Origin of the sequence: Acaricomes phytoseiuli DSM 14247 (genome assembly GCF_000376245.1) — a bacterium.
Lineage (GTDB): Bacteria > Actinomycetota > Actinomycetes > Actinomycetales > Micrococcaceae > Renibacterium > Renibacterium phytoseiuli.
The window spans coordinates 25,480-48,584 of record NZ_AQXM01000063.1 but is presented as its reverse complement, the minus strand read 5'-3'; the positions used below and the strand labels follow the sequence as shown (position 1 = coordinate 48,584).

At 62.4% G+C, this 23,105-nt stretch carries 22 protein-coding genes and 1 pseudogene; 5 read left to right on the top strand and 18 right to left on the bottom strand.

Translation table 11 applies throughout. The features are described from left to right. Window positions 1-34: 34 nt before the first annotated feature. The 5 genes from rbfA to C501_RS0110195 form a co-directional block, all read right to left on the bottom strand. Window positions 35-475 carry a 30S ribosome-binding factor RbfA gene (gene rbfA / locus C501_RS0110215; protein WP_018135525.1) on the bottom strand — a complete coding sequence of 147 codons (441 nt, stop codon included), beginning with the start codon at window positions 473-475 and terminating at the stop codon, window positions 35-37. A gap of 95 nt (window positions 476-570) precedes the next feature. Then, on the bottom strand, window positions 571-3,201 hold the full coding sequence (gene infB / locus C501_RS0110210; protein WP_018135524.1) for a translation initiation factor IF-2: 2,631 nt from the start codon (window positions 3,199-3,201) through the stop codon (window positions 571-573). Window positions 3,202-3,353: 152 nt separating this feature from the next. Beyond that, window positions 3,354-3,650 carry a YlxR family protein gene (locus C501_RS0110205; RefSeq protein WP_083906612.1) on the bottom strand — a complete coding sequence of 99 codons (297 nt, stop codon included), beginning with the start codon at window positions 3,648-3,650 and terminating at the stop codon, window positions 3,354-3,356. Window positions 3,651-3,820: 170 nt separating this feature from the next. Continuing rightward, complete coding sequence (nusA, locus tag C501_RS0110200) at window positions 3,821-4,834, bottom strand: transcription termination factor NusA (RefSeq protein WP_018135522.1); 1,014 nt, start codon at window positions 4,832-4,834, stop codon at window positions 3,821-3,823. A gap of 1 nt (window position 4,835) precedes the next feature. After that, window positions 4,836-5,468, bottom strand: coding sequence for a ribosome maturation factor RimP (locus C501_RS0110195; RefSeq protein WP_018135521.1), 633 nt, complete (start codon window positions 5,466-5,468; stop codon window positions 4,836-4,838). A 173-nt stretch (window positions 5,469-5,641) separates the two neighbouring features. Between C501_RS0110195 and C501_RS13665 the strand changes: the two genes are divergently transcribed. Together C501_RS13665 and C501_RS13220 are read left to right on the top strand one after the other, a co-directional pair. After that, window positions 5,642-8,248, top strand: coding sequence for a DUF4439 domain-containing protein (locus tag C501_RS13665; protein ID WP_020404930.1), 2,607 nt, complete (start codon window positions 5,642-5,644; stop codon window positions 8,246-8,248). A gap of 7 nt (window positions 8,249-8,255) precedes the next feature. Continuing rightward, on the top strand, window positions 8,256-9,365 hold the full coding sequence (locus C501_RS13220) for an aminoglycoside phosphotransferase family protein (protein ID WP_018135519.1): 1,110 nt from the start codon (window positions 8,256-8,258) through the stop codon (window positions 9,363-9,365). On the opposite strand, the gene C501_RS0110175 is transcribed toward C501_RS13220, so the two are convergent. Both C501_RS0110175 and C501_RS0110170 read right to left on the bottom strand, forming a co-directional pair. Beyond that, on the bottom strand, window positions 9,307-10,104 hold the full coding sequence (locus C501_RS0110175; protein WP_018135518.1) for a sulfite exporter TauE/SafE family protein: 798 nt from the start codon (window positions 10,102-10,104) through the stop codon (window positions 9,307-9,309). The genes C501_RS13220 and C501_RS0110175 overlap by 59 nt on opposite strands. 20 nt (window positions 10,105-10,124) lie before the next feature. After that, complete coding sequence (locus tag C501_RS0110170) at window positions 10,125-11,936, bottom strand: proline--tRNA ligase (RefSeq protein ID WP_018135517.1); 1,812 nt, start codon at window positions 11,934-11,936, stop codon at window positions 10,125-10,127. A gap of 166 nt (window positions 11,937-12,102) precedes the next feature. On the opposite strand from C501_RS0110170, the gene C501_RS0110165 reads away from it, so the two are divergent. Further along, window positions 12,103-12,726 carry a PadR family transcriptional regulator gene (locus C501_RS0110165; RefSeq protein WP_018135516.1) on the top strand — a complete coding sequence of 208 codons (624 nt, stop codon included), beginning with the start codon at window positions 12,103-12,105 and terminating at the stop codon, window positions 12,724-12,726. A gap of 30 nt (window positions 12,727-12,756) precedes the next feature. Here the strand turns inward: C501_RS0110165 and C501_RS0110160 are convergent, their stop codons facing one another. The 8 genes from C501_RS0110160 to dxr form a co-directional block, all read right to left on the bottom strand. Continuing rightward, window positions 12,757-13,593, bottom strand: coding sequence for a GNAT family N-acetyltransferase (locus tag C501_RS0110160; protein WP_018135515.1), 837 nt, complete (start codon window positions 13,591-13,593; stop codon window positions 12,757-12,759). Between the two features lie 61 nt (window positions 13,594-13,654). Further along, a complete protein-coding gene (ispG, locus tag C501_RS0110155; RefSeq protein WP_026174818.1) occupies window positions 13,655-14,827 on the bottom strand; it encodes a flavodoxin-dependent (E)-4-hydroxy-3-methylbut-2-enyl-diphosphate synthase in 1,173 nt (390 codons plus the stop codon). Between the two features lie 103 nt (window positions 14,828-14,930). After that, window positions 14,931-15,227 (bottom strand): YciI family protein, encoded by a 297-nt coding sequence (locus C501_RS0110150; RefSeq protein ID WP_018135513.1) that lies wholly within the window; start codon window positions 15,225-15,227, stop codon window positions 14,931-14,933. A gap of 37 nt (window positions 15,228-15,264) precedes the next feature. Beyond that, window positions 15,265-15,552 carry a hypothetical protein gene (locus C501_RS0110145; RefSeq protein ID WP_319640283.1) on the bottom strand — a complete coding sequence of 96 codons (288 nt, stop codon included), beginning with the start codon at window positions 15,550-15,552 and terminating at the stop codon, window positions 15,265-15,267. A gap of 101 nt (window positions 15,553-15,653) precedes the next feature. Continuing rightward, window positions 15,654-16,292, bottom strand: coding sequence for a MarR family transcriptional regulator (locus C501_RS13215; RefSeq protein WP_018135511.1), 639 nt, complete (start codon window positions 16,290-16,292; stop codon window positions 15,654-15,656). 669 nt (window positions 16,293-16,961) lie between these two features. After that, window positions 16,962-17,450 (bottom strand): hypothetical protein, encoded by a 489-nt coding sequence (locus C501_RS13660; protein WP_018135509.1) that lies wholly within the window; start codon window positions 17,448-17,450, stop codon window positions 16,962-16,964. Window positions 17,451-17,488: 38 nt separating this feature from the next. Next, on the bottom strand, window positions 17,489-18,892 hold the full coding sequence (locus C501_RS0110125; protein WP_026174816.1) for a M50 family metallopeptidase: 1,404 nt from the start codon (window positions 18,890-18,892) through the stop codon (window positions 17,489-17,491). Then, a complete protein-coding gene (gene dxr, locus C501_RS0110120; protein WP_018135507.1) occupies window positions 18,889-20,121 on the bottom strand; it encodes a 1-deoxy-D-xylulose-5-phosphate reductoisomerase in 1,233 nt (410 codons plus the stop codon). The genes C501_RS0110125 and dxr overlap by 4 nt, the downstream gene beginning before the upstream one ends. Window positions 20,122-20,224: 103 nt before the next feature. Between dxr and C501_RS0110115 the strand changes: the two genes are divergently transcribed. Continuing rightward, window positions 20,225-20,599 carry a hypothetical protein gene (locus C501_RS0110115; protein ID WP_018135506.1) on the top strand — a complete coding sequence of 125 codons (375 nt, stop codon included), beginning with the start codon at window positions 20,225-20,227 and terminating at the stop codon, window positions 20,597-20,599. Beyond that, the gene (locus tag C501_RS14035) at window positions 20,596-20,892 is read left to right on the top strand and encodes a transcriptional regulator (protein ID WP_083906610.1); all 297 of its coding nucleotides are present in this window, start codon (window positions 20,596-20,598) and stop codon (window positions 20,890-20,892) included. The genes C501_RS0110115 and C501_RS14035 overlap by 4 nt, the downstream gene beginning before the upstream one ends. A 184-nt stretch (window positions 20,893-21,076) precedes the next feature. Here the strand turns inward: C501_RS14035 and C501_RS13205 are convergent. The 3 genes and pseudogenes from C501_RS13205 to C501_RS0110100 form a co-directional block, all read right to left on the bottom strand. Further along, a pseudogene (locus C501_RS13205) lies at window positions 21,077-21,921 on the bottom strand (HpcH/HpaI aldolase/citrate lyase family protein). Further along, on the bottom strand, window positions 21,918-22,427 hold the full coding sequence (locus tag C501_RS0110105; protein WP_018135505.1) for a MaoC family dehydratase: 510 nt from the start codon (window positions 22,425-22,427) through the stop codon (window positions 21,918-21,920). Before C501_RS0110105 ends, C501_RS13205 begins: the two are co-directional and overlap by 4 nt. Continuing rightward, window positions 22,424-23,104, bottom strand: a complete 681-nt coding sequence (locus tag C501_RS0110100) for a CoA transferase subunit B (RefSeq protein WP_043568862.1) — start codon at window positions 23,102-23,104, stop codon at window positions 22,424-22,426. The genes C501_RS0110105 and C501_RS0110100 overlap by 4 nt, the downstream gene beginning before the upstream one ends. Window position 23,105: the final 1 nt, after the last annotated feature.

Below are 23,105 nucleotides of genomic sequence, written 5' to 3'. Positions count from 1 at the left end.
CTCTCCAGTATATGTGCGGGAAGCAGCACATGCCTTACTGTTGCTCTTCAGCCGCTTCCTCAGGCTTCTTATACGGATCTTCTCCACCAGCGAACTGTGCGCCTTCAGCTGCTTCGGCGAGCTGCTGATCGCGTTCTTTGGTCTGCCGGATGAGCTCCTCCAGCTGGCTCGCCGACTCCGGGAGCTCATCGGCGATGAACTCCAGGGTCGGGGTCAGCCGGATGTTGAGGTTATGCCCCACCTCGCGCCGCAAGATGCCGCGAGAGCGTTCCAGTGACGCGGTGGCTTCGGCTTTGGCCTCGGCATCGCCCATGATCGTGTAGTAGACCGTGGCGTGCTGCAGGTCATTGGTCACCCGGGTCTCGGTGATGGTGATGTTCTCCACCCCGGGTTCTTTGACACTCTGCCGCAGAGCTTCAGCGACAAGCACCTTGATGCGCTGCGCGAGCCGTGCCGCCCGTGCCGGATCTGCCATGATTTTCCTCCTAGAACTTTCCTAGAACCTTGATTGCCTGAAGGCGTGTGCGGTCATCATCTGACCGCACACGCCTTCAGGCAAAAGCGCGGGGGTTAGACCCTTGGCTTCTCTTGCATTTCGAATGTTTCGATGACGTCTTCCACCTGGAGATCGTTGAACGACCCGAGGCCGATACCGCACTCGAACCCGTCACGGACTTCAGTGGCATCATCCTTGAACCGCTTGAGCGATTCGACCGTAAGGTTGTCCCCGACCACGACACCGGCGCGGAGCACTCGGGCCTTGGCGTTACGGCGGATGATCCCGCTGCGCACCAGGGAACCGGCGATGTTTCCGAATTTCGAGGAGCGGAAAATCTCGCGGATCTCGGCGGTGCCCAGCTGGACTTCTTCATATTCCGGCTTGAGCATGCCCTTGAGCGCGAGTTCGATATCATCGATCGCCGCGTAGATGACCGAGTAGAAGCGCATGTCCACGCCCTCGCGGTCAGCAAGTTCGGCGACGCGCTCGGCCGGCTTGACGTTGAAGCCGATGATGATCGCGTTGTCCACGGTCGCCAGGTTGACGTCGTTCTGGGTAATAGCACCCACACCGCGGTGGATAACCCGCAGCTGAACGCCTTCGCCCACATCGATCTTGAGCAGTGCGTCCTCGAGTGCTTCGACAGCACCGGAGACGTCGCCCTTGAGGATGAGGTTGAGGGTGTCAATCTTGCCCTCGGCCACTGCCTGGTCGAAGTCTTCCAGGCTGATCCGCTTGCGGCGCTTGGCCAGCTGAGCATTGCGCTCGGCGGCCTCGCGCTTCTCCGCGATCTGACGAGCCGTGCGCTCGTCCGAGGTGACCAGGAAGGTGTCGCCAGCGCCCGGAACACTGGAAAGGCCCAGTACCTGAACCGGACGGGAAGGCAGCGCGACATCGAGTGCTTCGCCGTCTTCGTCGAACATCGCCCGGACCCTGCCGTGCGCCGTGCCGGCGACGATGGTATCGCCCACCGCCAAGGTACCGGACTGCACCAGGACGGTAGCAACCGCGCCGCGGCCCTTATCCAGGTTGGCTTCGATGGCCACACCGCGCGCGTCCTTATCCGGGTTCGCACGCAGATCCAAGGCGGCGTCCGCGGTAAGCAGCACCGCCTCGACTAGCCCGTCGATGTTCATGTTCTGCCGGGCCGAGACCTCGACGAACATCGCTTCGCCACCGTACTCCTCGGGTACCAGACCGTATTCGGTCAGCTGACCCTTCACCTTGTCCGGGTTCGCGCCTTCTTTATCGATCTTGTTGATCGCCACCACGATCGGCACCTCTGCCGCCTGAGCGTGGTTGAGCGCTTCCACCGTCTGCGGCATCACGCCGTCATCGGCAGCGACCACCAGGATCGCGATATCGGTGACCTTGGCACCACGGGCACGCATAGCGGTGAACGCCTCGTGACCCGGGGTATCGATGAAGGTGATCTGCCGCATCTGGCCCTCGTGCTCATGGCTGATCTGGTAGGCGCCGATGTGCTGCGTGATACCGCCGTGCTCGCCGGCGACGACATCCGAGTTCCGGATCGCATCCAGCAAACGGGTCTTACCGTGATCGACGTGGCCCATGACCGTCACGACCGGCGGCCGAGGTTCGAGCACATCATCGCTCTCGGCTTCGGCTTCGGCGTCAAGGTCGATGTCGAAGGACTCCAGCAGCTCCCGCTCTTCATCCTCGGGCGAGACCACCTGGATCTTGTAGCCGAGCTCTTCGCCGAGCACACCGAAGGTGTCCTCATCGAGCGACTGAGTCGCCGTGGCCATCTCGCCCAGATGGAGGAGTACCGTGACCAGCGATGCCGGGTTCGCGTTGATCTTCTCCGCGAAATCCGTCACCGAGGAGCCCCGGCGGAGCCGGACCACAGTGCTGCCGTCACCACGGGGAACGCTGACGCCGCCCAGGGACGGAGCACTCATCTGCTCCAGCTCTTGCCGCTTGGCCCGCTTCGACTTGCGCTGCTTGCCACGACCGGCGCCGCCTTTGCCGAAAGCACCCTGGGTGCCACCGCGACCACGACCGCCCTTGCCGAAGCCTCCGCCGGCGGGGGCGCCGCCACCGGGACGGCCACGACCCGGCCCGCCGGCACCACCACCGCCACCGGGGCCGCCCGCACCGCGGCCGGCCGGGGCAGGACGCTCGGTGCGATTGGGCATCATGCCTGGAGTGGGACGCTGGCCACCGGGCCTCGGCGCACCACCCGGACGCGAGGCGCCGCCGGGGCGCGGAGCACCCGGACGGGGACCACCGGAGCGCTCACCATCACGGCCTGCCCCACCCTGACCACCACGGGGCATACCCTGCGAAGAAGCAAAAGGATTATTGCCGGGCCGCGGGCCGCCGGGGCGCGGAGCACCCGGACGGGCTGCGCTCTCGCCGCTTTCGGCGGGCTTGGCCTCAGCCTTCACTTCAGACTTCGCTTCAGCCTGCGGCTCGGCAGGGACCGGCTCCACGGGGCTCTCCGCCGCAGCAGGGGGCTTGGGGCCGGGCTTCGCTGCTTGCTTAGGCTTCTGCGGTGCAGCTTCCTGTGCAGCAGGCTTGGCATCCGGGAAGGCCTGGCGGAGCTTCTTCGCTACCGGAGCCTCAATGGTCGACGAAGGGGATTTGACGAATTCGCCCATCTCCTGAAGCTTCGCGACCGCTTCTTTAGAACTAATACCGAGCTCTTTTGCGAGCTCATGCACACGGGCCTTAGCCACGCTCTCTCCTGTCTCGGTTCGCACCGAGCAGGCACGAACCGTTTATAGCTTTCGCCGGTTCTTTCTGGTGAACAAGGGCGAATGGCCGGCTGTTGAGCAGTTTCTCTTACTCATTTCCGGGCACTCATCGCTGGATGCTCATCGGTTTTCCATCAGGTATCTGACCTGCTTTCAGGTTGTTCTCTTGCGTTATTTCCCACGCTAACAGCTGGGGCGTCGAACATGATCTGATCTTCCAGCCCGGAGGCATCCGCTTCTCCCCGGAAGGAGCGACTGAAACCACCACGGCGAAGTGCCGAAGCCAGGCAGGCACGATCAGGATGCAGCCAGGCTCCCCTGCCGGGCATACAATGCCGAACATCCGCTTGAAGCCGGCCAGAAGATGTTCTGACCACTCGCAGCAGATTCGACTGGGAGTCCCGACGGCGGCACCCGACACAAGTACGCATTGGTACTGCAGGAACACGCGTACGTGCTGAGGTCACCGCAGATCCTTCGTATCGAACACCGGCCGATCGTCCCGACCGTCTTCTAGTCTAGCTCTCCCACTCCGCCGTATCCCAATTTCAGGCCCGAATCATGGCACCCGCCCCTTCGGCCGTTCCGGAATCCCATAGGGCTAATCCGCAGCGGGCTCCTTGCTCTGACCGGGTGCCTCCACCTGCTCGGGAGCCGCATCGGAGACGATATCGATGCGCCAGCCGGTCAGCTTCGCCGCCAGCCTCGCATTCTGGCCTTCTTTTCCGATCGCCAGTGAGAGCTGGTAATCGGGCACCACGACACGCGCTGAACGAGTCGCTTCATCGAGAATCTGCACCGACTTCACCCTGGAGGGGGAAAGCGCATTCGCGATGAAAACAACGGGGTCTTCGTGATAGTCGACGATGTCGATCTTCTCGTCGTTCAGCTCTGTCATCACGGCACGGACCCGAGAGCCCATCTCACCGATGCATGCGCCCTTGGCGTTGATGCCCGGCTGATGCGCCTTGACCGCTATCTTGGTGCGGTGCCCGGCTTCACGAGCTAGCGCGACGATTTCCACCGCCTTGTCCGCGATTTCTGGGACTTCCAGCTCGAAGAGCTTGCGTACCAGCCCGGGGTGAGAACGGGACAAAGTGATCGAAGGGCCTTTAGCCCCACGTCTTACGTCAATAACGAAAGCACGGATTCTATTCCCGTGCCGATAGCTTTCACCGGGAACCTGCTCCGTAGGCGGCAGCAGGGCTTCCACCGAACCCAAGTTCACCTGGATCATATTCGGGTTGCGGCCCTGCTGGATCTGCCCCGAGATCAGCTCGCCTTCTTTACCCCGGAACTCCCCAAGGACGTTGTCATCCTCAACGTCACGAAGCCGCTGCAGGATGATCTGCCGAGCGGTACTGGCCGCGATTCGGCCGAAGCCTTCGGGGGTGTCATCGTACTCGCCGAGGGATTCGCCCTCAGCGCCCAGTTCCATGGCCCAGATGGTGACACGACCAGTCTTGCGGTCCAGTTCAGCTCGCGATTGCTCGATAGCGCCGGGAGTCTTGTGGTAAGCGACGAGCAGCGCCTGCTCGATTGCGGGAATGAGCTTATCAAGCGGGACTTCGCGTTCGCGTTCCAGTAAACGCAACGCACTCATATCGATATCCATCTCAGCCTCGGCCTTCCTGATTCGCTTCGCGGCTTTCCTCAGCGCGGTGGAATTCCACCTCTACTTTGGCCTGCCGGATCTTATCGAAAGAGAAACTCACCGGCTCACCGACCTTAGGTTTCATCCCCTTCTTCACTTGAACTTCGGGTTGCAGGGTTACCCCTGCTTCGGTCACCTCGACCAACCGGCCAGTCTGCGAACCTGTGTGCTCTTGCTTGACGGGCGTCACCGTCACGATCCGACCCAGGGCGCGGCGCCAATGCCGTAACTCACTGAGCGGCCTGCCCACTCCCGGTGAGCTGACTTCGAGCTCATAGGGGCGATCATCATCTTCCGGATCGGCATCCAGAGCAGCCGATAGCGCGTGGGAGAGGTCAGCAATCACATCCAAACTGACACTGCCCTCTTCGCCGTTCGGCAAGTCCACGATCACATGCACGATACGACGTGTTCCGGCGATCTTGACCTGAACATCCTCAAGATACAGGCGACGCTCCTGAACCACTGGCTGCAATAAGGAGAAGAGGCGTTCCGCCAGCACTGTCTTGGAATCTGAGACGATTTCCGAATCCGGGCCGGCTGCGTCCGCGCTGGGCTCCGGAACGGGGTCGTGCGATCGATCTGAAATGGACATGATCACAGCCCTCCTGAAGCCATATGCCAGCACCAACACTGATGCTGTTGTTCCCCTAGCCTACCTATTCACGGCAGGGTTTCGCGACGACCTCTTACCCTTACATGTCATGGAACCGGCACGAAGCGCGAAGAGGTGCTTCATTGGCCCCGGGCGTGGCAAAATTATAGTTTGTGAATAAGCTAACCGGAGATGCGCGCCCCGATGACCCGAGTCCCAGCGGCGAATCCGATGATGCACCGCGTCCCTCTGCGCCGGATACCCCAGCTGCGGAGCAGGGGGCTACCACGTCGCAGCAGGCAGCGCAGCAAGTCAGCGTCACCCGTAAGAAACGAGGAAAGTCGCGGCGAGCAAGCGCTCCTGCCGGTGCCCCGGGAAAGCCGGTAGCACCGGAAAAGCCGAAGCAAGCGGCACAGCCCGATGCCGTCCTGATGATCCCGTCGGCACCTGCCTCGGCGCCGGATCCTGCACCCCCAGCCGATGCCGTCCCTGCTGCCGAAACGGCCGAATCAGAAACTACGGATTCCGAGGTGGAAGCCGAAACCGCAGAGTCCAGCACAGCGGCTCCGCCGACCGCCCAGGCCTGGGCTGAACCTGCTCTTGATGAGCTTGGGGATGCCTCCGAAGACAACGAAGACAACTCCGATCACTCGACTCGTTCGGCCGCGACGGTCAGCGAAACTGAATCCGTTACTGAAACATCCACAGCTGAAGCCCCTGAGACCGCCGAAGAACCGGCTGAGGCCCCCCTGCCTGCGGAAGATTCGGAGCGGTCTGCACCCGATGCTGACGATGAGAGCGAAGAAGAGCAGGAGGAGCAAGAAGAAGCACGGTCGGAAGAATCTACTGCAGCTGAGGCCGTCGCTGAGGTCCTGGAAGCGCAGCAGCCAGAAGCAGAGCAGCTCGAGGAAGTGGAAGCACCGGAGCCGGACCCACAGGAGCCAGAGACGCAAGAAGCCGAAGCCGCTCCTCTGGAAACCGACGAGCTCCCGGCATCAGAACAGGCGGCGGAGGGGTCGGAAGCGGAAGACTCCGGGGCGGAAGAATCCGAGGAGGATTCCCAGACAGCTGTCCTCGGCGCAGCTGAAACCGCGCAGCCCGGAACAGAGCGAACCGAGCAGGTAATCGGCAGTGCTTCAGCTGCCCAGATCAGCTCGCCTGAGGTAGAGGCAGAGCCGGCGACAGAACAAGAAGCAGAGCCGGCGCTGGAGCGCTCAGAGTCCGAGCCGCTGAGCCCGGCCGCCCAGGAAGATTCCTTGCCGTTTGCCGCCGAGGATACCGAGGATTCAGCTGGCAAGGCTGATACCAGCGCTGAACCAGACGCACCGCAAGTGACGGAATCCACCACAGTCAATGACATCAATGCACCGCTGGAGACCGTGCCCGGCGACGATGAGCCCGGCCCTGACGATGAAACCAGTGTTGGAGACACACCCAGTCCAGGGCACGAAACCAGTGCAACTGCCGAAAGCGCAAAAGCAGAAAAAACAGAAGACGAAGCAGTAAACCCGGAAGAAGATCAAGGCACCGAGATCGCCATCGCCGGGGCAGGGACCTCAGCAGCTGCTGGAGCCACCGCATTGGCCGGAGCCCAGACATTACGGCCTCGCGGCAGAGAGCGCCGTGATGCGCTCGCCGCCCACCAGGCCAACCCTGCGAGTGATTCTCTGGACCAGCCGCAGGATCTGGAACAACCGAAACAACGCAGCACAACTGGATCAGCGGCCCCCAGCACTAACCGGAGCATTGCGCGCTGGGTCAGGCGGGTACTGCTGCTGATCCTCGTCCTGGCCTTAGTGCTTGTCACCGGCTCGGTCATCACCGAGCGCAATCAGCTCGGCGAGACTCCGAACCCAGCCGAAACGGCACGGGAAGAAGCACTCAGCTCCGCACAGCGGCTTTTGACCGCAGCGACATCCCTCCAACAGGCCGCGCCAGGAGCAACCGTCCCCGGGCTGGACTACAGCGTGAAAACTCTCACGGCGGCCGCTGAGGCTCTGCGTCCCAGCGGTACCGCTGCGGCACTAGCCGAGGATCCAGCATCGGTAAGCGTGCCCTCTGCAGCAGATAAAGAAGCGCCCAGAGCCTCATCAGTTCCGGAGTTAATCGATGGACTCCGCGCTTCTGCGCAGCGCACTATTGATAGCGCAGCGGATCCCGCGGTGGATTCCGGTATGGCAAGGCTGCTCGCGGCCGCCGGCAGCGGGCAAGCAGGAGCCGCTCAGTATCTGGGGCAGCTCGCCCAGCAGCAGCGCGAACCTCTCGCGCTCAGCCAGCCCGCCCCTATGCCGACCCCGCAGGCCACGAGCTGCACCGGACAGGGTAATACCGGGCAGCAAGAGGGGCCAGGCCTGCAAGCGGCGTTATCAGCAGTTTCCCTGGCGGAGCAACGGGCCGTCTACAGCTATCAGGTGGCTCTGCCCCGGCTCGCCTCAGGGCCGCTAGTGGCTTCTGCGCAGCAGAGCCTCGGCACTCATCAGAATGCTCTGACAAGCGCCGAACGGCTGATCCGGGAAGCCTGCGGCCAAGTCCCGCCCCGAGAACCCGGTTTCGCTTTGGATACCGATTTCCTGAATCAGCCGGGCCCCGGCCTGGGCCGTCTGGAGGATCAGATCTCCCTGGTCTACGGGGACCTGATCGGTTTGAGCGAAGGCGAGGCCCGCAGCTGGGCTCTCGGCAGGCTGCTGAGCACCGTGCAGAGCCAGTTGTTATGGGGCACACCGGATCGTGCGCTTCCGGGCTTAGCCGAAACCGCTCGCCAGAACCAGCAAAACCAGTAGTCAGAGCATGGCCGGCGTCAGTGAAGCCACCATCCGGACACTGATTCCGGAGAACCTGGCAGAGCGTTTCCGGAACACTCCGCAACGCCGGGCCTGGCTGAGCGAACTGCCTGGGACTGTCGCCTCCGCAGTGGATCACTGGCGGCTCACCCTGGATCTACCGACGGGCGGTAGCGCATGGAGTGGACACACCGCCTTAGCCCTGCCGGTACGGCAGGAAAACGGACGCGATGCGGTGCTGAAAGCGAGCTTCCCTGAACCGGAGACCGCGGAGGAGGCAGCTGCTCTCCAGCTGTGGGGCGGTCAGGGAGCAGTGCCCCTGATCGACCAGGATCCGCTGCGCCGGGTGCTGCTCCTGGACCGTCTCAACGACAGCCTCTCCCTCGCAGAACTGCCGATGCACCAAGCGGTATCGGCCTGGGGCTCAGTGCTCAGGAACCTCTCCCGCAACGCGGCTCAGCGCAGTCAGTGGCAGCTGATACCCCGGCTGCTGGAACGCGCTGAACGCTGGGCTGCCAGTTTCGAGCAGGAGTGGCGGCAGCTGCGGAAGCAGCCAGGAGTACCGGGGGCCTCTGACTTCCCTTTCTGGTTGCTGAAGGCCGCGGTCGATGCCTGTCAGACAGAGCTCAAGACTCTTCCGCAGGCAGAGCACGTGCTGGTTCATGCCGATCTGCACTATGAGAACATCCTGGCGATTCCGGGGCGCTCCGGCCAGGCCGTTGAGGACTTCCTGGCCATCGACCCGCAAGCGGTCGTCGGCGTCCCCGAATTCGCGGTGGCCCCGGCCCTCTGGAATCGGCTCCGAGACCTGCCCGCGGATTCCCCCGAGGAGGGGCTCCTGGATCGTTTCGAGTCACTGTGCGCAGCGGCCGGTCTCGACGAGTCCAGTGCACGCCGCTGGAGCATCGTCCGCGAGGTGGATAACGCGCTCTGGTACGCGGCCGCGCCGGGGCATGAACGGGACCTGGGCCGCTCGCTCTGGGTCGCCAGCACCCTGGCCGGCACACCGATCCCGGAGCTGGCGCATCCGCATCTGCTCGATATCAGCCTCGGCCAGACTAGCGTGGAAGAAGATCTCCCGCGATATCCCAGCTCAGCTTCAGGATCAGGGCAGTGACCACGATCAGGAAGATGATCCGGATGAAACGGCTGCCCCGAGCCACGGCAGTCCGTGCGCCCAAGTAGCCGCCGGCCATATTCGCCAGCCCCAGCAGAATCCCCAGCGTCCAGAGCACCGAGCCCTGAAACGAGAAGAACAGCAGGGCGCCGAAGTTGGTGGCCAGGTTGACGATCTTGGCTTGGGCGCTGGCTTCCAGGAAGCGGTAACCCATAAGCGCGACCAGCGCGATGACCAGAAACGATCCGGTCCCCGGGCCGAGCAGCCCGTCATAAGCACCGATCACCGCCCCTATTCCACAGGCCGAAAGGTAGTGCCGCCTGCCCTGGAACCGGAGCACCGTCGTCTGCCCGAGATTCCTGCTGAAAGCGGTGAACAAAGCCACTCCGAGCAAAGCCAGAACGATGACCGGTTTGAACACGCTCTGCGGCAGGCTGACCGCGAGCATGGCACCGGCCACGCTTCCCAATAGGGCGATAGCCGCCATGGGCAGTGCTGTCCGCAGATCCGGTCGGACCCGCCGGTAGTAGGTGAGCGAGCTCGTCGCAGTACCGAAGATCGAACCGAGTTTATTAGTGGCCAGAGCTTGCACCGGGGTGATACCGGGCACCATGAGCAGCACCGGCAGCTGCAGCAAACCCCCGCCGCCCACCACCGCATCGATCCAACCCGCCGCGAAACCTGCCACGAGCACTAGGGACAGTGTGAGCGTGGAGAGGTCCTCGATGCCGGTGATCATGGTCGGGCTTCAGCGGTTCATCAGCTCAGCTGTTCGCGCAGTTTGAGGATCCGGGCCACTGCCTCATCCACGGGAACGTTCTGAGCCTCCCCGCTGCGGCGGTCCTTAAGCTCGACGACGCCCTCGGCGAGACCGCGGCCGACAGCCACGATGATCGGCACGCCGATGAGTTCGGCATCGCCGAACTTCACCCCGGGTGAGACTTTGAGGCGATCATCGAACATGACCTCTGCACCCGCTGCTTCAAGATCAGCCGTGATCTTCTCAGCGGCCTCGAAAACAGCCTCGTCCTTGCCCACGGCCACTACATGGACTTCGGCCGGTGCCACGGCGAGCGGCCAGATCAGGCCGCGGTCATCATTGTTCTTCTCGGCGATAGCGGCGATGGCACGGGTGACCCCGACTCCGTAAGAGCCCATGGTGACCACGACTTGCTTGCCGTTCTGGTCCAGGACTTTCAGGTCCAGGACTTCGGCGTAGCGGCGGCCTAGCTGGAAAACATGCCCCATTTCCACGCCGCGGGCGATCTCCAGCTCTCCTGAACCATCGGGCGCCTGATCTCCGGAACGGACTTCCACCGACTCGACCACGCCGTCCCAGCCGAAGTCCCGGCCTGCTACCAGGCCGAAGACGTGCTGGCCCGCAGCATTCGCACCGGTGATCCACTGGCTTCCGGAGACCACCCGGGGATCCACCAGATAGCGCAAGCGACTACGACCTCCAATGCCAAGTAGCGTGTCTTCAAGAGTCAGACCCGGGCCAATGTACCCCTTCACCAGGAGCGGGTGCTTGCGGAGGTCTTCATCATTGGCTGCCTCTACGCTGATCTCACCACTGACTTCCAGATGCTCCGGAAGCGTGGCCTCCAGGCGCTTGAGGTCCACGGTCCTGTCCCCCGGCACCCCGATGATCACCAGTTCCCGCTCACCGGTGGGCAGCTGCACCGCGAGGACGACGTTCTTGAGGGTATCCGCCGCAGTCCACTCGCCTCTGTCCGCATCACGCGGCGCGAGGTCGTTCGCCACCGCGACCAGAGTCTCGATGGTCGGGCTATTGGGAGTGTCCCGGACTTCAGCCGATGGGAAGCCGCTGAAGTCGATGTCCTGGGGAACCACGGTGGAAACGGCCTCGACATTGGCGGCGTAGCCGCCCGCCGAGCGCACGAAGGTGTCTTCACCGACCGGGCTCGGATGCAGGAACTCCTCGCTCTTGGATCCGCCCATCGCACCGGCGGTGGCCTGGACCGCGATGACTTCCAGACCCAGCCGCTCGAAAATCCGGAAGTACGCTCCGCGATGCGCCTGGTAGCTTTCTTCCAACCCGGCATCATCGATGTCGAAGGAGTAAGCATCCTTCATGATGAACTCACGGCCACGCATGAGCCCAGCCCTGGGTCGGGCTTCATCGCGGTATTTTGTCTGGATCTGGTACAGGCTGAGCGGAAGATCCTTATACGAGGAGTACAGATCCTTGACCAGGAGCGTGAAGACTTCTTCATGCGTCGGTGCCAGCAGGTAATCATTCTGCTTGCGGTCTTTAAGGCGGAAGAGCCCCTCACCGTACTCTGTCCAGCGATTGGACGCCTCATAAGGCTCCCTGGGCAGCAGTGCCGGGAAGTGGACCTCCTGGGACCCGATAGCAGCCATTTCCTCACGAACGATGGCCTCTACCTTGGCCAGCACCTTGATACCCAGAGGCAGCCAGGTGTAGATACCCGGTGCGGCACGGCGGATGTAGCCTGCGCGGACCAGCAGCCGGTGGCTGGCGACCTCCGCATCAGCAGGATCTTCCCGCAAAGTGCGGAGGAACAGGGTGGAAAGACGAAGAACCACCGGTGTGGCTCCCTTCTGGCGGATCGGCGAATATGCTTTGCACAGGCACAAAGCGAACTCGTCCTAATCTACAGCCCTGCGGCAGGCAGAAGCATCACAGAGCATGAGTGCGGACGACAACCGTAACTCTGAACTAAGGGATCCGATACTGGCCTAGAATCTGATTATGGCCCCCTACACCACACGACTCATCGTGCTCGGCGTAGTGCGTATCTTCGGCCCGGCGCACGGCTACCTGCTGCTGCAGGAACTCAACTCATGGCAGGTGGACCGCTGGGCCAATGTGAAACCGGGGTCGATCTACTCCTCCCTGCGCACCCTGCAGAAAGAAGATCTGGTAGAGATCCTGCCGCAGGACCATGCCGAACTCGAACCGAAGGCCATCTATCAGATCACCGATCTGGGGCTCGCCGAGTTCGACCGGCTCCTGCGTCAGGCGATCTTCGATGTGACCTCCCCGACGGTTGCCACTGTCATGGCTGCCATCTCTTTTCTGCCCTTCCTACCCCGGGGTGAAGCCCTGGAGCTGCTGGGGCAGCGTCAGCGCCTGCTCGAAGACCAGCTGAACAAGCTCCGGAAACAGCAAGAGCACTTCGCAGAGCATACGGAACTGGCTCCGCCGCATGTGGCAGAGCACTTCTACTTCGGAGCTGAAGTCCTGGCCTCGCATCAGCGGTGGATCGAATCTGCTATCGAGCGAATCCAGAAGGGCGCGTATTCTTTCGCAGGGGACCCGCCGCTCTGGAGCCCACCGGCTGATAATCCTGTCTGGGGAGACAGCCAGGGTTGAGGCCCTAGTAATCCACAGCCCTCTTCAGATTCAGAACAGTACCGTCGCGAAGGTGCCCACCTGGGTAAACCCCACCCGCGCGTAACTGGCCCGCGCCCTGGAGTTGTATCCGTTGACGTAGAGACTCACCACAGGGGCAAAAGCACGGGCCAAGTGCACCACATCAGCCATATAGCCCGCGCTGTGTCCTTGCCCGCGGTCCTCGGGCCGCAGCCAGACCCCCTGGATCTGAGCCACCCGGCGGGAAAGAACACCGAGATCGGCTTTGAAGACAACTTCTCCGTCGGCATCCAGATAACTGAAAGAATGCCCCGAACGAATCAGCGAAGCCACTCTGCGCCGGTAGAACTCCCCGCTCCCGGAATATGGAGAGTACCCAACTTCTTCTTCGAACATCGCCACCGAGGCAGGCAGAATCTTCCCGTAATGATCTATTTGGCTGGGCGCGACCAGCCCCGGAGGCTCGATCGCAGGCTCTGTTTCGATGGCCAGCAGCGGCTGCTCCGCACGGACCCCAGAAGCCTTGATCCCCAAGCCGTGCAGAGCCCGAGCCAAGGCGAGCACGCCACCGGCCGGGCCGTAAATGCTGGCGTGCCTTCGCTGCAGGCGCGCAATGTGACTGGCGAAGATCTGAGCGTAGGGTTCCGCAAGTTCTGTCGGCACGATGTTCGATCCGATCCAGCATGCCGAGGCGAGCTGATCCGCTGCCTCGAAGCCGCCGAGCAACAAAACGTCCGGGCCGACGGCCCCTGCACTACCGAGCCGTTCCAGTTGTGAGCTGAGGAACACATTCGCCACCGGGTCCTTTTTCAGCAGTGCCGAAAGCGCACAGGTGTCAGCGTCCTCTAAGCGGCGCAGCCGTGGCATGGCCGGTTATTCGGTGTGCTCAAGCAGCTGCAGAGGCTGGCGGGGCGCCGTGCTCTCAGGCTCAGGAGACACTGACAACGGGGCTTCTCGTGGTAAGATCTCCGTCGCCGTCCTCGGACTGCTCCATCTCTTCAGCGATCCGCATCGCCTCGTCGATCAGTGTCTCCACGATCTGATCTTCCGGCACGGTTTTGATGACTTCGCCCTTGACGAAGATCTTCCCTTTGCCGTTTCCGGAGGCGACGCCCAGGTCTGCTTCGCGGGCTTCCCCGGGGCCGTTGACCACGCAGCCCATCACCGCCACACGCAGGGGCACTTCCATGCCCTCCAGACCGGCGGTGACTTCATCGGCGAGCTTGTAGACGTCCACCTGGGCTCGGCCGCAGGAGGGGCAAGAGACGATCTCCAGCTTGCGCGGCCTGAGGTTGAGCGACTGCAGGATCTGAGTCCCCACCTTGATCTCCTCCACCGGGGGCGCGGAGAGCGAAACCCGGATGGTGTCGCCGATGCCCTTGGAGAGCAGCGCACCGAAAGCGGTTGCGGATTTGATGGTTCCCTGGAACGCCGGGCCGGCCTCGGTAACACCCAGGTGCAGCGGCCAGTCCCCCTGCTCCGCGAGCAGTTCATAGGCGCGCACCATGACCACCGGGTCATTGTGCTTGACGGAGATCTTGAAGTCGTGGAAATCGTGCTCTTCGAAAAGGGAGGCTTCCCATACCGCAGATTCGACCAGCGCCTCGGGCGTGGCTTTACCGTATTTCTTGAGCAAACGGGGGTCGAGGGAGCCAGCGTTGACGCCGATTCGGATGGAAACCCCGTGGTCTTTGGCAGCTTGCGCGATCTCTTTGACCTGGTCGTCGAACTTCCGGATGTTCCCCGGGTTCACCCGTACTGCGGCGCAACCGGCTTCGATCGCCGCGAAAACGTATTTCGGCTGGAAATGAATATCCGCGATCACGGGGATCTGGGATTTCTTTGCGATGATCGGCAGAGCCTCGGCGTCGTCAGAAGTGGGGCAGGCTACCCGGACGATATCGCAGCCGGTGGCTGTCAGCTCGGCGATCTGCTGCAGCGTGGCATTGATATCCGTTGTCGGCGTAGTCGTCATCGATTGAACGCTGATCGGCGAATCCGAACCTACTCCCACCGACCCCACTTTGATCTGCCGGGTCTTCCGGCGCGGAGCAAGTACTGGAGGGGGTGCCGTGGGCATCCCGAGACTGACCGAAGTCACGATGTCGTTCTCCTTGTCACTGACCTGATAATCATTCTACGTTGCCTTCGGGCGTCTCGGTGATTGAGCCCAAGCGAGATCGCTGCTAAGCGGCGCTTCCTCTTCAGGCGGAACCTGAGCTGTCAAAGGGCCCGAGGGTGGGCAGCCATTCCTCGATTCGGAGGGCATGAATCAACTGACTGTGCGCATAGGGATCTTGATCCAGGAGCCCACGCAGCGCCGACTCGTCCTGAGCTTTCCAAATCAGCAGGGCACCCGAGTCCGTGGCGTAACGACCGGAGGCCAGCAGGTTGCCCGCTTTTTCATGCTCTTGTAGCCACGCGAGGTGTTCTGGGCGCTGGTTGGCACGGGGTTCGGCAGTGCTCGGGGAGTAGCTGCATTCGACAGCGTAGAAGCTCACAAGTTCCAGCCTACTCCTGGTGAGCGCGAGACGCGGCTCAGAGCAGAGTCAGCAACCAGCGTCCGGTGATACCGACGGCCGCAGCCCAGAGCATTGAAGCAAGGGTTCCTATGATGAAACGCTCACTCACAGCGGGAGCCTGCGCCGATTTGAGTTCCGGGTACCGGCCCAAGCCCTTGATCGCGACGATGAAGGCGATCGCGAAGGACTGATCGAAGAGCAGGCACAGCGCCACGCCGAGACGCTCCAGTGTGCCGATGAGCAAGCCGCCCCGGAGCACCCCGGCGGGTTGCGCGGCCTGTTCGGATCCTGACTCTTCCGTCATCCGGGCCAGGCGGAGCACACCCACGGTGATCGGCCAGCCGAGCCCCGCGGCTACCGCAAGGGTGAGGACGATGATCAGTATGGTGATGGCCCTCGCCTCCTTCAGTTCTGCGTGGGTTCATCCGCAACGGTCAGGGTGCCTTGCTCCACCAGGGTCAGCAGTGTGGCCGCTGCGGGCTCCGCAGCCTGCTGCTGCCGCCAGCTGGTCCGGCTGAGTGTCTGGCTCACTGCCTGATGGCTGATACCCAGTGTGGCAGCAACCTCCGACATCGTGGCTTGGGGGCTCTCCGCGAAGGCATCGACAACTCGCCATTCAGCTTCGGTGCGCTGCAGGACCAACTGGCCGAGGAGCCCCAGCACCCCTTCGGCTTGGTCCGCCCAGGGCTGCCTGTTCTGCTCTGCCGCAACGATGGAGACCGTCGCATTACTGCCGCTTCGCTTTGCGTTGTTGAGCGCCGCTCTGGCCGCGATGAAAGCCGGGCCTGCCGCTGCTCTGGTGCTCGCCGGAAGCGGTAGGCGGACCTCCCCGATGCCGACGCCGATGGACCAACCGCCTTGGCGCATAGCGGCGAGAACAGCCGCCACTACCGCAACGGGATCCTCAAGCAGCCCCTGTAGCTCATCCCCCGCAGTCCGCTCGAAATCCAGGACAACTGAAAGGTCGGCGAAAGCGTCCAGTAGCTCCGGCACGAGATCCGAACCGGAGCGGCTGCGCTTCTGGTCAATCGTCACCGCGAACATCTTGCAAGCCTATGAGGTTGCAAACATATTCTGCAAGGTTTTTGGGTTGATTATTATTTACGGTAGTTCAGGACGGCTCAAATACTCCTCGTCAAGCAGTTCACGCGGCCCGCGAAGCACTACGCTGCGACCCTCAAAACTCAAGCCAGCCACAATGTCTTCACCTATGTGCATTACTTGACATGGCACAGGAGTCGAATCTACCCGCACAACACCGGAAACCAGAGGAAGATTCGCAACTTCCCCATCTAGCGCTTCAAGTTCAGATCGCCCCAATGGTGCACCGGCTGCCCTCCCCCGATTGAGCAGCAGAGCAGCTTGAGATCTTATCTGCACAACCAACTCAGAATTGACTTCTTCCCCCGAAGGAATCGGGGATCAGAGTCGTAGTGACAGTAGTTTCGGCCTCCGCCAAAACCTTCCCCCTGGCGAAGTATTTCACCTCCACACGATCCACAAGAAAAACTCTGCCTCAGAGCGCGCTGCATCAAGGTTCGAGAGCCTTCTGGAAGATCGCAGCCAGTTAATAGCGTAGAACTTGAAGCTTTCCTGTCCCTTCAAGACCAGCAGCGGATAACCAAACTCTTGGAATGGCTCTCGGTCGATCTCAGTCAACAATTCCATGGCTAAGCATCTCTTGGTAACACCGATTCCGCTAGCGCTTCCCAGTCAGCTCCACTCAGCGATAGTGGCCTCCGCAGTCTGCAGCAGCAGTGCGGCAGCGGCGCGCCCGGCGTGCTCTTCCTGCCACTGCGAGCGGCGCACCGCAGCACTTACCGCCTGAATCGTGATACCCAGCTCGTCGGCCACGCGGCGCTGCTCTCCCCTCACCCCTGGAGTGAGACGGTCCAGAACTCGCCATTCGGACTCACTGCGGCCCATGACGATATGGCCCAGCAGGTGCAACACCGCTTCAGCCGCAGCGGCCTGCTGAGTGGGCAGCACTCCGGCCACCGCAAGTGGTATTCGTTGGCCGGCTTTACCGGCCCGGACCAGAGTCCGTTCGGCAATCCGTTCAGCAGCTTCCCGGGCGTCCAGGGCTGCGATCCCCAAAGCCACCGGCCCGGTCCGCTGGCGCAGCTCCTCGAGAAGCAAAGACACCGCATCCTGGGCAGAGTCCGGAACCACCGAGCCTGCCAGCGTGACCATAACGAACATGAGTCAATCATATTCAGTTGATGACAGCAGGTTGGTCGTTATCCGAAGAGGTTCACCGGTTTGACGATATCGGCGTAGATCAGCAGCGCACCCATGACCAGGAGCAGCCCGGCGACCACATAAGTGACCGGTAACAACTTGGCGATATCGAAGGGCCCCGGGTCCGGGCGCTTGAAAAGCTTAGCGAGCCGGCGGCGGGCACCCTCATAGAGCGCCCCGGCGACATGGCCGCCGTCAAGCGGCAGCAGCGGTACGAGGTTGAATACCGCGAGCGCGAAGTTCAGACCAGCCAGCAACGAGATCAAGGTGGCTAATCTGGCCTGCCAGGGTGCCTGCTCCATCGCGGTGACTTCACCGGCGACCCTGCCCACACCGACCACAGATATGGGCCCATTGGGGTCGCGCGGGGAATCTGAGAAGGCGGCTTGAGCCACCGCCACCATCCGCTGCGGGAGGTTCAGGATCACCCCGGCCATCACGGACATCTGCTGGCCCGCAGCGGGCAGGACTTCGGTCACCGGCTGCGAGACGACGGGCATCGTGGGCGAGATGCCGGCGAAGCCTGCTTCCCTGGTCACCGTGGCACCGCTGGAGTCGATCTCCGGCCTACCCAGCTCATTGAGCACCGGAATCGCGGTGAGCACAGGAGTGATGTTCAGCTCCAGACTCTGTCCCGAACGCTCAACGGTGAGCGGGACGTTGCTGCCCGCAGACTCTCTGATCCAACCGGAGAGCTGATCCCAGCTGGTGACCTCCTGGCCGTTGAAAGAAGTGATCGTATCCCCCGGCTGGAGCCCTGCCGCCGCGGCCGGGGTGGGCGTGCAATTAGCCGGATCCTCCTGCGCGCTCTGCCCGTAGGGCACCTGGCACGCATTGACCACGGAGAGGGTCGTGCTCGCCTGCGGAGCTCCGAAGCCGACGAGGACGACGCCCAGCAAGACGATACCGATGACGATGTTCATCGCCGGGCCGCCGAGCATGATGATGATTTTCTTCCACACCGGGAGCTTGTAGAAGACCCGGTTCCCGTCCTCGGGGCCCACTTCCTCATGGGCGACATTCCGGGCTTCGGTGGCAAGGCGCTCGAACCGCCCCGGGCCGCGGGTGCTCGCGCGATGGGCGGCCCGGCTCTCCTTGGAGTTCTCCGCAAGATTCTGGAACATACCGGTGCTGGAGGGCCGCAGACTGCCGTCCTTTTTATTGGGCGGATACATGCCGATCATTGAGACGTATCCGCCCATTGGCAGAGCTTTCACGCCGTATTCGGTCTCGCCGCGCTTCCGGGACCACAGTGTGGGGCCGAAGCCGATCATGTATTTCGTGACGCGTACTTTGAAGAGCTTCGCGGGAACCAGGTGGCCGATCTCATGCAGGGCGATCGACGCTGCTACGCCGATCACCATGAACAATATGCCCAGGCTGAAAAGCAGGACAGTCATCATGAGTTCTTCTCCGTCTCCAAAGCTGCCAAGCGGTCCCGGGTGCGTCCCCGGGCCCAGACCTCGGCTGCCAGCACCGCCGGCAAGGTCAAGCTGCTCTCCTCAGGGATATCAAGCCGGGCTATGTGCTCACTGAGTACTTGCTGCACGGTGTCGACGATATCCAGGAAGCCGATCGTCCCGGCGTGGAACGCGTAGACCGCTTCTTCATTGGCCGCGTTGAACACCGCAGGGCACGTCCCGCCTCGGCCGGCTGCGTCTTTGGCGATCTTGATCGCCGGGAAAGCTTCGTCGTCGAGGGGTTCGAAAGTCCACTGCGCCGCCCGAGTCCAGTCGCAGGGAGCCGCGGCCCCGGGAATGCGTTCCGGCCACCCCAGGCCGAGCGCGATGGGCAGGCGCATATCCGGCGGGGAAGCCTGGGCGATCGTCGATCCGTCCGCGAACTGGACCATGGAGTGCACCACCGATTGGGGGTGCACCACGACGTCGATACGATCCAGCGGGACGTCGAAGAGCAGGTGCGCTTCGATCACCTCAAGAGCCTTGTTGACCATGGTCGCCGAGTTAGTCGTCACCATGAGCCCCATATCCCAGGTGGGGTGCGCCAGGGCCTCAGCGGGTGTCTTCGCGGCCAGTTCGGCTCGGGATAGTCCGCGGAACGGCCCGCCCGAAGCCGTCAGAACCAGACGGTCGACGTCCTGCGCCCGGCCGGCTCGCAGGCATTGCGCGATCGCCGAGTGCTCTGAGTCGACCGGGACGAGCTGCCCTTCAGCGGCGGCGTCCTTGACCAGCTGGCCGCCGACGATCAAAGACTCTTTATTGGCCAGGGCCACCGTGCTGCCTGCGTGCAAGGCCGCAAGCGTCGGGCCCAGCCCGATGGAGCCGGTGATGGCATTGAGCACCACATCTGCGCTGAGCGCGGCGACCTTCTCAGCGGCTTCGGGGCCGCTCAGGATTTCCGGCGAGTACTGCGGATCGAGGTCATGGATCAGCCGTTGCAACTCGGCGGGGTCGCCCTCGGCAATACCGAGTACCGGGACCTGAGTGGCCACCGCCTGCTTGGCCAGAGTCTCGAGCTGTGTGCCACCGGCGCTGAGCCCGACGACTTCGAGCCGCAGGGCCTCCCCGCGCGCAGCGGCACCTTCGATGACTTCAAGCGCCTGGCTGCCCACTGAACCGGTGGAGCCCAGGATGACAACACGGCGCACGTCAGCATCGGATGGTAAAGACATACCTCCAGTATGGCTCAGCGAAGCATCATTGCGAGATGGCACCTACTCATACTGCGCTTGGAGTACCCTACAATACCTACTTTATGAATGCTAAAGTTGGAATATGACTACCATCGACCAAGAGACGCTCAAGCAACGCCAACGCTGGTTTACTTGGATGACACTGGTCGCGGCAATCGTCATGGCCAGTGGGTACGTTCATTTAGACCTACAACTCGTAGGCTGGCCCATTGCGGTTGGAGCACCGTTTATTCTGCTCCTGGCGTTGACGATCTGGGCTCTTCGAGCCTCAGTTACCCCTCGACGCGCAGGAACTTATCTCTCCGTGGCCGTTTTCACCGTCATCGTCTTGCGGACGCTGGTTGGAGCGCTTGCCTCTTCTTTCATAGCGTCAGCGCTGGTATCGGTTTTTGCCGCGCTGCTCACTGTCTCGCCGCTGATCTTTCTAGCGGCTCTTTACTTCCATAGGCTGAGATGAATCCGCACCCACGCCTTGAGCTCGATCAGCGCATCCATTCACCTGTTCGGTTCTCGCTGCTCTCCTTGCTGTGCTCAGTTGACGAAATAGAGTTTGGAAGCGCGCGCGACGTACTGGGCGTCAGTGATTCGACGCTTTCGCAAGCAGTTACGGTACTGGAGCGCGCCGGGTTTGCGAAGAGTTCAAGGAGGCGTGCGCTCGCCCCGGGACGAGTTTGGCTCGCTGCTACTAAAGCCGGAGATCTTGCACTGCGAAAACATATGAAGATCATGCACCAAATATCCGGCTTGTAATCCTGAGCACACCCTTCAGAGGTATGCCGAAAGATACTGATATCATAGCTTGAATCACCTGAACGCGTTCGGCAGGTTTTCCATGTGCAGAGAAAAGCTAGGGCTCAAGAGTCCAGTCACTATCCTGCATCTAGGCCGATTCGGTGGCAGTTACAGCATGTTCACCGTCTTGAAATTCAAATGCTTATCTAGTTCCGACCCGCTGCAGAACCCGCTCAGCATGCCGGAGCACCGGGCCGTCGACCATCTTGCCTGGTACTGGAAGACTCCTGAATCAGCCTCTGCCGCAGCCTGGAGCAAGGCTCTGGCCTCGGCGACTTCGGCGTCGTCCGGAGCATAGCCCGCCCGGATCACCGCAACCTGGCTGGGATGAATGCAGGCTGTGGCGGTAAAGCCGGAGGCCACGGCGTCGGCCACTTCCCGGCCGAGCCCTTCGGTATCCGGGATATCCAGATAGACCGCGTCGATAGCGGACTTTCCATAGGCTCCCGCCGCTAAGAGCACCTGTGCACGGGCCTGGCTGGCTACTGACCGATACTGCCCCTGGTGATCGCGTGATGAACTCCCGCCCAAGGAGGCAATGAGGTCCTCCGCGCCCCACATCAGGGCGATGACCTCAGGCTCCTTTGCGATCTCGACGGCGTTCACCACGCCCAGGGCGGTCTCGCAGAGCGCGATGACCCGCAAGCCGTCAAGGGCCTCGGAGGCATCGGCTATCAGTTCACGGATCTGCGCGCCGGATTCGGCCTTGGCCAGCATCACAGTGCGGTACTCCGTCTCCGCGAGGGCCTCCAGATCAAGGACCGCGTCGTCACTACCAGCCGGGTTGATCCGCACGATGATCCGCTCCGGATCCAAAGCGCTCTGCACGAGTTCCCGCCGGGCCTGATCTTTACTCTCCGGGGCAACAGCGTCTTCCAGGTCCAGGATCACGGCAACAGCACGTTCGGCGGCTTTGATGAAGCGTTCCGGGCGATCCGCCGGGCAAAAAAGGAGCGCCGGGCCCATTGTAAACGTCTCGACGCTCATACTCTTTCTCTTCCTGCCTCTGCTACAGCCTGCGCGTTGTTCCACATCAGGCAGCTGCGCACTGCCTCGCCCACGATCTCGCCGTTCTGATTCCGCCCGGTGAGTTTCATCGTCGCAACGCCCTGCCCAGGGCGGGATTCGGAATAGCGCTTCTGCACAACCACGGTTTCGGTATAGAGGGTATCGCCGTGGAAGAGCGGGTGCGGGAAGCGGACCTGATCCAGACCCAGCTGGCCGATGATGGTTCTCTGCGTCAACTGGGCCACCGACTGACCCACCATCGTCGACAAGGTCAGCATCGAATTGACCAGCCGCTGACCGAAGGTCTGCCCGGCGCTCCAGGCGGCATCCAGGTGCAGCGCCTGAGTATTCATGGTCAGCGTGGTGAATAGCACGTTATCTGCTTCGGTGATGGTCCGGCCGGGGCGGTGCTGATAGACGGCGTCGGTGCGCAGTTCATCGAGGTAGAGGCCTCGCTGCTCGATGACCTCAGCCGGCTCATTCACGATGTCTCCTCACTGTCCCCGATACTGTTCCCGAGCTCGCTGCCCAGCCGCAAAGGCGCCGCTGTGGCCGCAAGCACCTCCTCCGTACTGACCCCGGGGGCCGTTTCCCGGAGCACCAACCCTCCAGCGTCCGGAAGCACCTCGATCACCGCCAGATCCGTAACGATCAGATCCACACAGCCCCGGCCGGTCAACGGCAGGCTGCACTCCTGCACGATCTTGGGCCGGCCCTGCCGGTCCACATGCTCCATCATGACGATGAGCTGCTTGGCACCGAAGACGAGGTCCATCGCCCCGCCCATGCCTTTGACCATCTTCCCGGGGATCATCCAGTTCGCCAGGTCTCCGTTCGCGGCGACCTCCATCGCGCCCAGGATAGCGACATCGACATGGCCGCCGCGAACCATGCCGAAGGACGCCGCGGAATCGAAGAAAGCCGCCCCGGGGTTCACGGTGACAGTCTCCTTCCCCGCATTGATCAGATCCGGATCGACCTCATCCTCCGCCGGGTAGGGGCCGGTGCCCAGGATCCCGTTCTCCGAGTGCAGGATCACCTGGACGTCGGCGGGAATGTAATTCGGGATGAGCGTCGGCATGCCGATGCCGAGATTGACGTACTGCCCGTTCTGGAGCTCCTGGGCCACCCTGGCGGCGAGCTCTTCGCGTGTCAGCCCCATC

Excerpts from the sequence above, each read along its gene's own strand:
- C501_RS13660 (WP_018135509.1), bottom strand. The coding sequence starts at position 17,450 with ATGTTCGTTATGGTCACGCTGGCAGGCTCGGTGGTTCCGGACTCTGCC.
- C501_RS0110205 (WP_083906612.1), bottom strand. The coding sequence starts at position 3,650 with ATGCGTACTTGTGTCGGGTGCCGCCGTCGGGACTCCCAGTCGAATCTG.
- C501_RS0110195 (WP_018135521.1), bottom strand. The coding sequence starts at position 5,468 with ATGTCCATTTCAGATCGATCGCACGACCCCGTTCCGGAGCCCAGCGCG.
- C501_RS0110115 (WP_018135506.1), top strand. The coding sequence starts at position 20,225 with ATGACTACCATCGACCAAGAGACGCTCAAGCAACGCCAACGCTGGTTT.
- C501_RS13215 (WP_018135511.1), bottom strand. The coding sequence starts at position 16,292 with ATGTTCGCGGTGACGATTGACCAGAAGCGCAGCCGCTCCGGTTCGGAT.
- nusA (WP_018135522.1), bottom strand. The coding sequence starts at position 4,834 with ATGGATATCGATATGAGTGCGTTGCGTTTACTGGAACGCGAACGCGAA.
- C501_RS0110145 (WP_319640283.1), bottom strand. The coding sequence starts at position 15,552 with ATGACGGAAGAGTCAGGATCCGAACAGGCCGCGCAACCCGCCGGGGTG.
- C501_RS0110165 (WP_018135516.1), top strand. The coding sequence starts at position 12,103 with ATGGCCCCCTACACCACACGACTCATCGTGCTCGGCGTAGTGCGTATC.
- C501_RS13220 (WP_018135519.1), top strand. The coding sequence starts at position 8,256 with ATGGCCGGCGTCAGTGAAGCCACCATCCGGACACTGATTCCGGAGAAC.
- C501_RS0110160 (WP_018135515.1), bottom strand. The coding sequence starts at position 13,593 with ATGCCACGGCTGCGCCGCTTAGAGGACGCTGACACCTGTGCGCTTTCG.
- C501_RS14035 (WP_083906610.1), top strand. The coding sequence starts at position 20,596 with ATGAATCCGCACCCACGCCTTGAGCTCGATCAGCGCATCCATTCACCT.
- C501_RS0110175 (WP_018135518.1), bottom strand. The coding sequence starts at position 10,104 with ATGATCACCGGCATCGAGGACCTCTCCACGCTCACACTGTCCCTAGTG.
- C501_RS0110125 (WP_026174816.1), bottom strand. The coding sequence starts at position 18,892 with ATGATGACTGTCCTGCTTTTCAGCCTGGGCATATTGTTCATGGTGATC.
- C501_RS0110100 (WP_043568862.1), bottom strand. The coding sequence starts at position 23,104 with ATGGGGCTGACACGCGAAGAGCTCGCCGCCAGGGTGGCCCAGGAGCTC.
- rbfA (WP_018135525.1), bottom strand. The coding sequence starts at position 475 with ATGGCAGATCCGGCACGGGCGGCACGGCTCGCGCAGCGCATCAAGGTG.
- dxr (WP_018135507.1), bottom strand. The coding sequence starts at position 20,121 with ATGTCTTTACCATCCGATGCTGACGTGCGCCGTGTTGTCATCCTGGGC.